The following is a 12,917-nucleotide window of genomic DNA, read 5'->3' on the forward strand; positions in this document are numbered from 1 at the left end:
AAACACGGAACTTGACTGCTCTTCACCAAACAGCCTGCATCTAACCTAACCTATGGCGCGAGAAACCAGAACACGGAATTTCCAGATTTTGCAGTATTTTTCGGGGAGGAAAGAAGAGCTGAAGTGAGAGTCTGAAAGCGACTCCCTCTCAACTACCTGAATCCTTCATAAGCCTTGGCTATTTCTTTTATCTATGCCTGTCTCTGATATTGTAAAGCGGGGCCCCCACCATAGGCAGGCTCGGGGCCCGCACCTCCCGGGACATCGGCGCTGAATCTCTGCCCCCGTTCTGCTGGAAACAGGCAGTGCTCCGGATGACCAGCTGGCTAGGCCGCTCGCGGAGCGGACAGGGATACTCGGCCCCGAAGCAGTCCTAACGCGGCCAGTCCCAAGGCCAGCAGCAGCAAAGTGCCAGGCTCAGAAACTTCATTTTCCGGTGGTTCCGCGACTGCGGCCACAGCGTCGAATGAATGCCCGAGGTAGGTATACTCCACATCATTTATACCAGGGCCATAGCAGGCTAAATCAAAATCATATATTTCGCAGGTTGTGTCCACCGGGTAGCCGGCCGGGTCGTACCAGTACGCGTAGAACGAAGTGATATTGATGGCCGTTTCATCCTCTCCAATGTAAAGTCCGAGATTCATGTTGTCCGGGAGGACGTCGCCAAAAGGATTGCTGCTGGCGACAACGCCACCAAACGCTTCAAAGGGACCGTAGAAAGGGTCGTAAACCTGATCGTCGAACGTAAAGACAATAGAATTACCGCCGCTGTAGTTAACGGTAAGGCTATTGAGCAAAACGCCGGCTGAGAGCTGGCCCGCGACGCCAAGACTTAAAGCTAACAACAGATATCGAAAGACGTTTTTCATGGGTTCATCCTGAATTTCTTGGTTGTTTTAAAAGAACGGTCAGGGGTGTTAACCGTCCCCCTTCCCAGACGTCATTTCTTGGGGGTTATCCAGATCAGCAAGAAGCAGGCCTTGAAGATTTTTATGTATACATTACAGGTAGTCTGCTAAGCGGGGCTCTACTGATTGTTCTTGGTGTGTATAAAAACCTGACAGGATGTGAGAGCTTTGGGATCGAGCCCTTTAAGCTCTGTGACGTGCCTGTTCTGTTTGATTCTAAAAGGTCATTCCGAGTACTTCAGAGCAGATTAGACCTCCTCGCCATCAGCAAGGAGGCCCTAATCAGAAACCTCTTCTTTTAGAATGCCTGTACCGGGTTTTCCAGTGTCTTATCTATGCCTGTCTTATCTATGCGGGTTCAACCCCGCCAGGGCCGAAACGTATTTCGGCGACCGGTTATGAGTCGTAGAACTCACCAACTTTTCAATGCTCCATTTTCGACAACATGCCCAGATGCCACTACCAATGTCACCACATTGACGGTCATCTCCTGCGAACTGACCTGTGAAGCATGCGCCCACAATCCGATAACGTTTTTGTCTTCACATTTCAGACCGCGCTTCACAATACAGTTTGCTATAGGCATTTGTTCAATTCGCTTTATCGCCCATCTCTTAACGCTTGCGGCATAAGCGCCCATGGGATGGAGCCGAAGGCGCAATGTAAAGGGCGTCGCCGTGCCTGCATTGGTTAGGTTGTCCGGACTCTGTCTTCTGAATATGGTACTGATTGCTTTATGAATGCCTGTCCTCGTTTGGTTTCTTCGTTTAGTTTCCTTAACGCTTTACCCTTCCTTCCAAGTTTTCCATTCTCCCTCGCTGCCATTCGCTTTAGACTCGGCGGCATCGGTCCGGCCCGGCCGAATCGCGACGAGAACAAGCAGACCAAGCGCGATGATCACGAGGATGTTAACCGCAAGGAGCACGAAGCCACCGATTGCGCGGCCAAAATCGCCAGAATACGCCGCGAGTGCGCCGGCGGCGCCCGCAGGAATGAGCGCAATCGCGGCGACGACCCCGATCAGCGCATCCTGCTTGCGCTTGATCACGGCGACCGTGCCCCCGGCCCCGGCGGCCACCGCGGCAATGATGCTGTACCAGCCGGTACGGACACGCTCCTCGAGCAGCGGTTTCGAGACGAGGTTCGAGGCGCTCGGAAGGATGTCAGCGACATTGCACAACCACGTGGTCACAACCGCGGCGGCGATCGCCAGCGCCAGCCCCCCAAACAGCACGAGGAGTGCGCGCCCCGCAGTCCGGGGGTAGCCACCCGCAATGCTGAACGAGACAGCGGCAAGCAGCGGGTAAGCGGGCGCCACGATCATGGCGCCGAGTAGTAGCGGAACCGAATCGGTGAGGAGCGCGATCGCGGCGAGCACGCCGGAAAGCGTCATGAAGATGTAGTAGGCGTAATCGCTCCTGGCTTCGGAGATCACGCCACGGACGAGATGGTCGTGCACGATCGAGGTCCTCACGATGGCGGCTCCAGCGGGACGACTCTCAGTGCGCTGACAAAGAGAGCGTTATCGCGCAACCGCGCGGCCATGTCGGGCGAAACCATCAACAGGTCCTCGATCTCCTGTCGGCTGCGCAGCAACCGGATCACACCGTAGATCCGCACCACCTGGCCTGTGCGGATCGAGGTAACGCCCTCGGCCTGGCGCCGTGTCATCTCACCGAACAGCGTGACCGGTACGCTCGTGCCCTCATCACCAACGAGGAACGTATGATCGCCGAGCACGTCCAGCACCTTGACCCTGTCGAGCACCACCTCACGCGCCTGGAGCGCCTCGGGGTCAAAGACCTCAAACTGCGACACCGCGCTGATCACACGGGGAATCTGCACGCGCTCGCGGATGGGCAGTGGCGCCACGCGAAACGCGCTGATGTAGACGTCATGATCCCGCAGCTTATGTGCTTGGTCCGCGCTCACCGCCCTCTCGTCCACCAGCTCCTCGATACTGCGCAACATCCGGATCACCCCGTAGATCCGGACACGATCGCCCGCCTCGAGTGTCACCGAGCGATCATGCTGCCGGACGGTCAGCTCGCCAAACAGGATTGCGGGTACGGTCTGCCCGTGGTCCGAAATCAGGAATACCCGCTCTCCGATCATTTGATCGATCTCGACGTCCCCAAGGATCACATCCTTCGCAATCAGGTTAGCCTTCACTTTTTCGCCGCCGATTTCGCGCACCGACGTAATCGGGCCCTGATGCGGAAACATGCCGGGACTGCCGATTACAGTGCGCGTGTGATCAAGCGTGTGCGCCCACAACATCAACGCCACAGCCCCCCCGAGAAGGACGAATGCGATGATGAAAAGCTGCCAGGCCGGCGGACCCGGCTTGTTAAGCGGGGGTTCCAATCTCACGACGTTGCCGGCCGCAGGCGTCGGATCAGAGCAGTAGCGGCCGTCGCGAGCCTGTACTCGCTTTCCATAAAAGAGGCAAGCTGCTCTGATATGCCCTCGCCCACTCTCCAGGCCAGGTTGATTGGCGCCGTCAGGGTGGTGCCGCCATGCTTATCGACGCGCTTTACGCTGTTGAAGGCAAAGCCTGGAACGAGGTAAGTCGGGGCCTGAACCGTTTCATCCGCGGATACGCCACAACCATCTTTAAAGAGTTCATTTCGCGTTGCGGCCGGGAGCCCCGCGAGAGTGGACTTTCCAGCCGAAACCGGAGCCTCGAAGAACATGTAAATCGGGTTTTTGGACGACATGTTGTTACCCTTCTTCCCTTCACTTTCATATTAGCACGACATCAGCAGATCCGACCTGCTCGTCTTGATGTCGAATTCCACAGTAAACATGCTCGATATGTTGTGGGAGCCACGCCTACCTCAAACATGACCACATGGTCTGGTTTCTGGCGGGATCTTTAGCAACGAGTATATTTTGGCCTGGTGGGAGGGTAGAACAAGGAAAGGAAGAACAAGGAAAGGACGCACACCTGCCATACCTGCCATCAAAAGTAAGAACATTCCTGTTCGCGGGACCGCCGCTAACAACGACTCTTGAAGGCTACAGCTGTTAATGGTCCGATAGCCAATGGACTCACTATCGTTGCTAAGGACCAGCATGCCCCTCCCACGAGAACAACAGATCTCGCTTTCCGATAATACTCCGTACTACCACGTCGTCTCCCGCTGCGTGCGACAGACTTTCCTGTGCGGTATCGACCATCAGACGGGGCAAAACTACGAGCATCGCCGGCAGTGGATTGAGCAACGAATCCGCCTGCTGTCGTCCATCTTCACCATCGACCTCTGTGCTTACGCGGTGATGTCCAACCACTACCATCTGGTGGTCAAGATCTGCCCGGAAGAAGCCGACGATTGGAGCGATGACGAGGTTCTGGAGCGGTGGACCAGCCTGTTCAAAGGGCCGCCGCTCGTACAGCGTTACCAGTCCGGTGAAGATCTTCACGAGGCGGAGCAGGATTTCGTCAAACGAATCATCAGCGTCTACCGGAAACGACTGACCGACCTGAGCTGGTTCATGAAGTGCCTGAACGAGTCCATAGCAAGGAAGGCAAACCGGGAAGACGACTGCACCGGGCACTTTTATGAGGGCCTTCCATGGCCCTCACCCCTTCGGGGCCAGCCTCCGGCTGTTCCAATTTGATCCAGTCAAATTGGTGGGAGTCGAGATTCAAGTCCCAGGCATTACTATCGGAGCAAGCAGTACTGAGCCGTATGGCCTACGTCGACCTGAATCCGGTCAGAGCAGCGATCGCAGAAACACCGGAGACCTCGGACTACACCAGCATCAAGGAACGACTAGTGCCCCGGTTCAATCTGTCCGACGCAATCCAGGCCCAGAGCGAACAGCTATTCCTGAAGCAGTTTCCGCTGCCCCTGAAGCCGCTACTCCTTTTCGAAGGTGTCGTCAGGAACGAACCACAGCTGGGGATTCTGTTCTCACTGAGCGACTACCTGGAGCTGGTGGACTACACCGGGCGGATCCTCAATCCCAACAAGCGCGGACATATCCCGGAGGATCAACCACCGATTCTGAAACGGCTGGGGCTCAGTACCGACGAGTGGCTTGTCGAAGCCACCGAGTTTGAGGCCCGCTATCGGGATAACCGATGGGCTCACCTGGACCGGTGACGATCCGCAGCCTGATGTAACAACTCTCTCCTTTCCTACACCTTACTGGCGACTGCCAGGGGCGGGACTTGGTCTGAAACCGGCCAAATGGCTGAGTTTTAAGCTCAACCTGTCGCTAATAGCGCATCCTGAGCATTTCGTTCCAATTTACTACCCCTCGCCAACAGCCAGAACCACACACAGGAGCTTCTTCTTTTGGATGTGCCTGTCCTAGATTCCCGTGTGGCAGAAGGCAAGCCCCGTCCGTGTCCGTGGGACGGCGTTGGCGGGCGATTGGTCTGGTATGCATACGCTGTCGCGTTACCGGAATTTTTCTTCAACGATATGAACAACCGGCAGCTGATGACATCGGATGTAAAAAAATATACGACAAGCGCTGACCGGCTCCGGGCCTGGGCCTTCATGATTGCCGGCCACGGTTTCGTGCTTCTCGTGTTCACGGCTGTTATTTTGATTTTGGGTGACAGCCTGTCGCGGGTTCTATCCGGTAGCCCGTGAAAACCAGCCACAAAAAAGCCGCCAGGCCCATGAGGGCAAGGCGGCAACACGTCAGGAGACCAGTCCTGAATCACCTCAAAACCGGAAGGGGCCTAAAACGAATCCCCAGGCACCCTCACCCAACCTTCCATGAGTACCCGCGCACTCCGACTCATAACCGCCTTCTTGGCCGTCCACTCGCCGTTAACTTTTTTAGCCTCAGCCCCAACCTGCAACGTCCCGGAAGGATGCCCAAAGGTCACGGAAGTCCGATCCCCTTCCCCGGCCGCCTCGTTCACCAGCGTGCCAGGCACCGCCGCCGCCGTAGCAATCGCCACAGCCGCCGTCCCCATCATGGCATGGTGCAGTTTCCCCATGGACAGGGCCCGCACCAGCACATCAACCTCACTGGCTTTAATTTCCTTACCGGAAGAACTCACGTAGTCCTTGGGCGCTGAAACAAACGCCACCTTGGGCGTATGCCCCCGGTTAGCCGCTTCCTCAGGCGTCTTGATCAGCCCCATCTTCACCGCCCCATGGGCCCGAATCATCTCGAACTTCGCCAGTGCCTCGGGATCACCGTTAATGGCCGGTTGCAGTTCGGTGCCCTCGTAGCCGATGTCTTCGGCATTCACGAAGATGGTGGGTATGCCGGCGTTGATCATGGTGGCCTTGAAGGTACCCACACCGGGCACCTCCAGCTCATCCACCACATTGCCGGTGGGGAACATGGCACCCTCGCCATCCGCCGGGTCCATGAACTCCACCGCCACTTCCGCCGCCGGGAAGGTGACGCCGTCCAGTTCGAAGTCGCCGGTTTCCTGCACTTCGCCGTTGGTCATGGGCACTTTGGCGACGATGGTCTTGGCGATGTTGGCCTGCCAGATGCGGACGGTGGCGATGCCGTTGTCCGGAATCCGGCTCTTGTCCACCAGGCCGTTGCTGATGGCGAAGGGGCCGACGGCGGCGGAAAGGTTGCCGCAATTGCCGCTCCAGTCCACGAAGGCCTTGTCGATGCCCACCTGGCCGAACAGGTAGTCCACGTCGTGGTCCGGGCTTTCGCTTTTGCTCAGCAGCACGGTCTTGCTGGTGCTGGAGGTGGCGCCGCCCATGCCGTCGATCTGCTTCTCGTAGGGGTCGGGGCTGCCGATCACGCGCATCAGCAGCCTGTCCCGGGCCTCGCCGGGCTGCTGGCAGCGTTCCGGCAGGTCGTCGACCTTGAAGAAGACGCCCTTGCTGGTGCCGCCGCGCATGTAGGTGGCGGGTATTTTTATCTGGGGTATGTTGCTCACTTTCGGGTTACCCTCCAAAGACTGTTTTTAGCCACGGAATCCACGGAAAACACGGAAGAAAAGCGAAAAAAATGGGTGGCGGGTAACCTCGATTCCGGAAGATACCCGCAGCCAAATCCTTTTGTTTTTAATCCTTTTTCCGTGTTTTCCGTGGATTCCGTGGCAAATTATTAAGCCGCGCTGGTGGACTCCAGGAAGTCCTGGGCGAAGCGTTGCAGTACGCCGCCGGCCTTGTAGATCTGGACTTCCTCGGCGGTGTCGAGGCGGCAGGTTACCGGGACCTGTTCGGTGGTGCCGTCCTTGCGGTGGATGACCAGGGTCAGCTTGGCCCTGGGGGCCGGGGTGCCTTCCACGTCGTAGGTTTCGGTGCCGTCGATGTTCAGGGTCTTGCGAGTGGTGCCTGCCTCGAACTCCAGGGGTATCACGCCCATGCCCACCAGGTTGGTGCGATGGATACGCTCGAAGCCTTCCGCGACGATGGCTTCCACGCCCGCCAGGGCCACGCCCTTGGCGGCCCAGTCACGGGAGGAGCCCTGGCCGTAGTCGGCGCCGGCGATGATGATCAGCGGCTGCTTGCGTTCCATGTAAGTTTCGATGGCTTCCCACATGCGGGTGACCTTGCCTTCCGGTTCAATCCGCGCCAGGGAACCCTGCTTCACGTTGCCCTGCTCGTCCCGCACCATTTCGTTGAACAGTTTGGGGTTGGCGAAGGTGGCGCGCTGGGCTGTGAGGTGGTCGCCCCGGTGGGTGGCGTAGGAGTTGAAGTCTTCCTCCGGCACGCCCATTTTGTGGAGGTATTCACCGGAGGCGCTGTCCATCAGGATGGCGTTGGACGGCGACAGGTGGTCCGTGGTGATGTTGTCCGGCAGCACCGCCAGGGGGCGCATGCCCTTGAGGGCCTTCTCACCCATCATGCCACCTTCCCAATACGGCGGGCGACGGATGTAGGTGCTCTGGGGCCGCCAGTCGTAGTTCGGGCTGGTGTCGGCCTGGGCGTCCCGGGTGATGTCGAACATGGGAATGTAGGTGCTGCGGAACTGCTCCGGTTTTACGCTGGCCTTCACGATGGCGTCGATTTCCGCATCATCCGGCCAGATGTCCTTCAGGGTTACCGGGTTGCCATCCTGGTCGTAGCCCAGGGCATCTTTTTCGATGTCGAAGCGGATGGTGCCGGCGATGGCGTAGGCGACCACCAAAGGCGGTGATGCCAGGAACGCCTGCTTGGCATAGGGGTGAATGCGGCCGTCGAAGTTCCGGTTACCGGACAGCACCGCCGTGGTGTAGAGGTCGCGTTCCATGATTTCCTTCGCGATCTCCGGGTCCAGGGCGCCGCTCATACCGTTACAGGTGGTACAGGCAAAGGCCACAACGCCGAAGCCGAGTTGCTCCAGTTCCGGCAGCAGGTTGGCTTCCTCCAGGTACATCTTCACGGTCTTGGAACCCGGCGCCAGGGAGGTCTTCACCCAGGGCTTGCGGGTCAGGCCCAGCTTGTTGGCGTTACGGGCAATCAGGCCAGCGGCCACCATGTTGCGGGGGTTGCTGGTGTTGGTGCAGCTGGTGATAGCGGCGATGATGCACGCGCCGTTCGGCATCTTGCCTTCTTCTTTTTCCCACTCGCCTGCGATACCCCGTTCTGCCAACTCGGAGGTGGGCAGGTGCGCGTGGGGGTTGGAGGGGCCCGCCAGGGTGCGTGTCACTTTGGACAGGTCGAACTTAAGCACGCGCTCGTAGTCAGCGTTCTTCATGCTGTCGGCCCACAGGCCGGTGTGCCTGGCGTAGGTCTCAACCAGGGCAATCTGATCGTCTTCGCGGCCGGTCAGCTTGAGGTAGTCGATGGTCTGGCCGTCGATGTAGAACATGGCGGCGGTGGCGCCGTATTCCGGGGTCATGTTGGAGATGGTGGCGCGATCACCCACGGTAAGGCTGTCAGCGCCTTCACCGTAGAATTCCAGGTAGGCGCCGACCACTCGTTCCCTGCGCAGGAATTCGGTGATGGCCAGAACCATATCGGTACTGGTGATGCCCGGCTGCAGTTTACCGGTCAGCTCGACACCGACGATGTCCGGCAGGCGCATCATGGAGGCGCGGCCCAGCATCACGCTCTCGGCTTCCAGACCGCCAACACCCACGGAAATCACGCCCAGGGCGTCCACCATGGGGGTGTGGCTGTCGGTGCCAACGCAGGTATCCGGAAACGCAACGTGCCTGCCTTCCCCATCGGGGCGGTTCTGGATTACCGGGGACATCTTCTCCAGGTTGATCTGGTGCATGATGCCATTGCCCGGAGGAATCACGTCCACGTTCTTGAACGCGGTCTTGGTCCAGTTGATGAAGTGGAAGCGGTCGTCGTTGCGACGGTCTTCGATCTGACGGTTCTTTTCGAAAGCGTCCTTCTCGAAGCCGGCATGCTCCACAGCCAGGGAGTGATCCACGATCAGCTGGGTGGGCACCACCGGGTTAACCTGGGCCGGGTCACCGCCCTTCTCCTTGATGGCGTCCCGCAGGCCGGCCAGGTCCACCAGGGCGGTCTGGCCAAGGATGTCATGGCAGACGACGCGTGCAGGGTACCAGGGAAAGTCCATGTCCCGTCTGCGCTCGATCAGCTGCTTGAGGGAGTCGGTCAACATCTCCGGATCGCAACGGCGAACCAGCTGCTCAGCCAGGATCTTGGAGGTATACGGAAGTCCGTCGTAAGCGCCGGGCTGGATGTCTTCCACGGCCTGGCGGGTATCAAAATAGTCCAGGTCGGTGCCTGGGAGGTTCTTGCGGTATTGGGTGTTCATCTTGGGGGGGCTCTCTGAGAAAACTTTTATAGCCACGGAATCCACGGAAGGACACGGAAAAAGGACAAAGACAAAAAAGAATCTGGCTGCGGGTACCTTCCCATTTCGCGGTTACCCGCAACCCATTATTTCTTTTTTCGCTTTTCTTCCGTGTCTTCCGTGGTTTCCGTGGCAAATACAGGTTTTAGGGGCGCTCGTCGATGGGCACCCACTTGGAATCCGCCGGGCCGGTGTAGTCGGCGCTGGGGCGGATGATGCGGTTGTTTTCCCGCTGCTCCTTCACGTGGGCGGTCCAGCCGGAGACCCGGGACATCACGAAGATGGGGGTGAACAGCTCCGTGGGGATGCCCATGAAGTGATAGGCGGAGGCGTGGAAGAAGTCGGCGTTGCAGAACAGCTTCTTTTCCCGCCACATGACTTCCTCCATGCGCTCGGAGACCGGGTACAGCACGGTGTCGCCCACTTCGTCCGCCAGCTTCCTGGACCACTTCTTGATGATGGCGTTGCGGGGGTCGGACTCCTTGTAGATGGCGTGGCCGAAGCCCATGATCTTTTCCTTGTTCTCCAGCATCTTCAGCAGGCCTTTCTCGGCCTCGTCCGGGCTGTTGAACTTCTGGATCAGTTCCATGGCCGCTTCGTTGGCGCCGCCATGGAGCGGGCCCCGCAGGGTGCCGATGGCGCCGGTGACGCAGCTGTGGATGTCAGACAGCGTGGAGGCGCAGACCCGGGCGGTGAAGGTGGAGGCGTTGAACTCGTGCTCCGCGTACAGGATCAGGGAGACGTTCATCACCCGCTCGTGCAGCTCGTTGGGCTTCTCGCCGTGGAGCAGCTCCAGGAAATGGCCACCGATGGAGTCGATGTCGCTGTCGGTCTCGATGCGCACGCCCTCGTGGGCAAAGCGGTACCAGTAGGTGATGATGGACGGGAACACCGCCAGCATGCGGTCGATACGGTCATCCTGCTCGTCGAAGTCCTTCTCGGTCTCCAGGTTGCCCAGCATGGAGCAGCCGGTACGCATGACATCCATGGGATGGGCGTCCTTGGGGATCTGCTCGAGGACGGTCTTGAGGGCGTCCGGCAGTCCGCGCAGGCTCTGCAGCTTCTGCTTGTAGCCATCCAGCTCCTTGCGGTTGGGCAGCTTGCCCCGCAGCAGCAGGTAGGCAATTTCCTCGAACTGGGCGTTCTCGGCCAGATCGTTGATCTCATAGCCGCGGTAGGTCAGGCCGGCTCCGGATTTGCCAACGGTACACAGGGCGGTTTCACCGGCAACCTGGCCACGCAGGCCGGCGCCACCAAGTTTCTTTGCTTCAGCCATGGGTCATCTCCTCATCGAATTCGTTCTTGGCGGTCGTTAGTTGTTCAGTTCTTTTTCTGGGCGAAGAGTTCGTCCAGCTTCTGCTCGAAATCGTGATAGTTCAGGAAATCGTACAGCTCGGCGCGGGTCTGCATGATGTCCACCACGTCCTTCTGGTCACCCTTCTCCAGGATGTTCTCGTATACCAGCAGTGCCGCCTTGTTCATGGCGCGGAATGCACTCAGTGGGTACAGGACCATACCGGCGCCGGCTTCGGCAAGCTCTTTCTTGTTGTACAGAGGGGTGGCACCAAACTCGGTGATGTTGGCCAGGATGGGCACGTCCAGGGCGTCGGCGAAGGCCTTGTAGTCGTCCAGTTCGTGCACCGCCTCGGCGAAGATGCCGTCAGCACCCGCTTCGATGCAGGCCCGGGCCCGGTCGATGGCGGCTTCCAGTCCTTCCTTCTGGAAGGCATCGGTGCGGGCCATGATGAAGAAGTCGTCGTCCTGACGGGCGTCCACGGCGGCCTTTATGCGGTCCACCATTTCTTCCTTGGAGACGATCTCCTTGTTGGGGCGATGGCCGCAACGCTTCTGGGCCACCTGATCCTCGATGTGGATGGCGGCAACGCCGGCACGCTCCATCTCGCGGATGGTACGGCCAATGTTGAAGGCACCGCCCCAGCCGGTATCGATGTCCACCAGCAGCGGCAGGTCGGTGGCCGCGGTGATGCGACGGGCGTCTTCCACCACGTCATTCATGGTGGTGATGCCCAGGTCCGGCAGACCGTAGGAGGCATTGGCCACGCCGCCACCGGACAGGTAGATGGCCTGGTGCCCCACCCTCTCGGCCATCATGGCGGAGTAGGCGTTGATGGTGCCGACGATCTGCAGGGGCTGGTTGTCGGCAAGGGCCTGACGGAAACGTGCGCCGGCGGATGTTGGTTTGGTCATGGTGCTCTCCTCGGTTTAAAGATTTTTGTTAGCCACGGAATCCGCGGAAGTACGCGGAAAAACGACGAAAAAGATTGTTTTGGCCACAGAATCCACGGAAAACACGGAAGAAAAACGAAAGTAAAAATGGGTTGCGGCTAACCTGAGAACTGGCAGCTACCCGCAGCCAAATCCTTTCTTTTTTCATTGTCATTTTCCGTGTCCTTCCGTGGATTCCGTGGCAAATCTTCTTTCTTTTCCGCGTTCTTCCGTGGATTCCGTGGCAAATCCTGTCTTTTCATTCCGGCGGCCCGTCAGATGTTCAGCAGGCCGTCGCTGATTTTCTGTTCGATGTTCTTTCTGGCGGCGTTGATGTGGCGTTTCATCAGGAACTCCGCCAGTTCGCCGTCCCGCTGGGCGATGGCTTCCACGATACGGCGGTGCTCACCCAGGGCGCGGTGCGGGCGGCCGCTGGAGGTGCTCAGCCGGTACCGGTACATGCGCACCATGTAGTAAAGATCACCCAGCAGCATTTGTGCGAGTTTGGTGTTGCGGCTGCCGGTGGCGATACGGTGGTGGAAGTCGTAGTCCCCTTCCGCCTGGTAGTAGGCCTGGCCCTGGGCCTGCTCGATCATGGTTTCGTGGCTGTCGAGGGTGGCCTGAAGGTCGGCGATTTCCTGGTCGGTCATGCGCTCGGCGGCCTGGCGGGCGGCGAGGCCTTCCATCACCTCGCGGATATGGTACAGCTCCATCAGTTCCTGGGCGCTGACGGAGACCACCTTCACGCCGGCGTGGGGACGGCGCACCATCAGGCCCCGGGACTCAAGGCGGCCCAGGGCTTCCCGCAGGGGGCCCCGGGTCAGGTTGAAGCGGGCGCACAGCTCCACTTCGCCGATTTTCTCACCGGGAGCCAGGTCGCCCTTCACGATGGCCGTTTGCAGACAATCAAAGGCTTCATCGGCGCGAGTGAGGGATTGAGGTGCTGCAGCTTCCATATTGTTGTTAACAATAATGACCTTGATGGACTGAAAAACTACGCCTGATAGGTCATATTGTCAACAATACCAAGGTATGGTTCCGGCCTTTTGTCAACATTCCTGAGAATGCACCATGCTG

At 58.8% G+C, this 12,917-nt stretch carries 12 protein-coding genes; 3 read left to right on the plus strand and 9 right to left on the minus strand.

The features are described 5' to 3' along the window. Window positions 1-326 precede the first annotated feature (326 nt). The 4 genes from BM346_RS03285 to BM346_RS03300 form a co-directional block, all read right to left on the minus strand. A complete protein-coding gene (locus BM346_RS03285; protein WP_092008857.1) occupies window positions 327-872 on the minus strand; it encodes a PEP-CTERM sorting domain-containing protein in 546 nt (181 codons plus the stop codon). 823 nt (window positions 873-1,695) lie between these two features. Further along, window positions 1,696-2,370, minus strand: coding sequence for a DUF389 domain-containing protein (locus tag BM346_RS03290; protein WP_139229896.1), 675 nt, complete (start codon window positions 2,368-2,370; stop codon window positions 1,696-1,698). Between the two features lie 11 nt (window positions 2,371-2,381). Further along, complete coding sequence (locus BM346_RS03295) at window positions 2,382-3,200, minus strand: hypothetical protein (RefSeq protein ID WP_139229897.1); 819 nt, start codon at window positions 3,198-3,200, stop codon at window positions 2,382-2,384. Between the two features lie 80 nt (window positions 3,201-3,280). Beyond that, window positions 3,281-3,631 (minus strand): hypothetical protein, encoded by a 351-nt coding sequence (locus BM346_RS03300; RefSeq protein WP_092008860.1) that lies wholly within the window; start codon window positions 3,629-3,631, stop codon window positions 3,281-3,283. A 358-nt stretch (window positions 3,632-3,989) separates the two neighbouring features. Between BM346_RS03300 and BM346_RS18195 the strand changes: the two genes are divergently transcribed. The 3 genes from BM346_RS18195 to BM346_RS03310 all read left to right on the plus strand — a co-directional run bounded on the left by BM346_RS18195 (window position 3,990) and on the right by BM346_RS03310 (window position 5,521). Then, window positions 3,990-4,535, plus strand: a complete 546-nt coding sequence (locus tag BM346_RS18195; RefSeq protein WP_227663043.1) for a hypothetical protein — start codon at window positions 3,990-3,992, stop codon at window positions 4,533-4,535. Between the two features lie 71 nt (window positions 4,536-4,606). Beyond that, on the plus strand, window positions 4,607-5,023 hold the full coding sequence (locus BM346_RS18200; protein ID WP_227663044.1) for a hypothetical protein: 417 nt from the start codon (window positions 4,607-4,609) through the stop codon (window positions 5,021-5,023). 222 nt (window positions 5,024-5,245) lie between these two features. Beyond that, the gene (locus BM346_RS03310; RefSeq protein ID WP_139229898.1) at window positions 5,246-5,521 is read left to right on the plus strand and encodes a hypothetical protein; all 276 of its coding nucleotides are present in this window, start codon (window positions 5,246-5,248) and stop codon (window positions 5,519-5,521) included. A gap of 92 nt (window positions 5,522-5,613) precedes the next feature. Here the strand turns inward: BM346_RS03310 and prpF are convergent, their stop codons facing one another. The 5 genes from prpF to BM346_RS03335 all read right to left on the minus strand — a co-directional run bounded on the left by prpF (window position 5,614) and on the right by BM346_RS03335 (window position 12,796). Further along, entirely contained in the window at window positions 5,614-6,792 is a 1,179-nt protein-coding gene (prpF, locus tag BM346_RS03315) for a 2-methylaconitate cis-trans isomerase PrpF (protein WP_092008862.1), read from the minus strand. Window positions 6,793-6,962: 170 nt separating this feature from the next. Then, window positions 6,963-9,575 carry a Fe/S-dependent 2-methylisocitrate dehydratase AcnD gene (gene acnD, locus BM346_RS03320; RefSeq protein WP_092008863.1) on the minus strand — a complete coding sequence of 871 codons (2,613 nt, stop codon included), beginning with the start codon at window positions 9,573-9,575 and terminating at the stop codon, window positions 6,963-6,965. A gap of 184 nt (window positions 9,576-9,759) precedes the next feature. Beyond that, window positions 9,760-10,890 carry a bifunctional 2-methylcitrate synthase/citrate synthase gene (gene prpC, locus BM346_RS03325; protein WP_092008864.1) on the minus strand — a complete coding sequence of 377 codons (1,131 nt, stop codon included), beginning with the start codon at window positions 10,888-10,890 and terminating at the stop codon, window positions 9,760-9,762. A 44-nt stretch (window positions 10,891-10,934) separates the two neighbouring features. Further along, window positions 10,935-11,822 carry a methylisocitrate lyase gene (gene prpB / locus BM346_RS03330; RefSeq protein WP_092008865.1) on the minus strand — a complete coding sequence of 296 codons (888 nt, stop codon included), beginning with the start codon at window positions 11,820-11,822 and terminating at the stop codon, window positions 10,935-10,937. A 293-nt stretch (window positions 11,823-12,115) separates the two neighbouring features. Further along, window positions 12,116-12,796 (minus strand): GntR family transcriptional regulator, encoded by a 681-nt coding sequence (locus BM346_RS03335; protein ID WP_092008866.1) that lies wholly within the window; start codon window positions 12,794-12,796, stop codon window positions 12,116-12,118. Window positions 12,797-12,917 lie beyond the last annotated feature (121 nt).

The sequence above is a fragment of the Marinobacter daqiaonensis genome (genome assembly GCF_900115285.1).
Classification (GTDB): domain Bacteria; phylum Pseudomonadota; class Gammaproteobacteria; order Pseudomonadales; family Oleiphilaceae; genus Marinobacter; species Marinobacter daqiaonensis.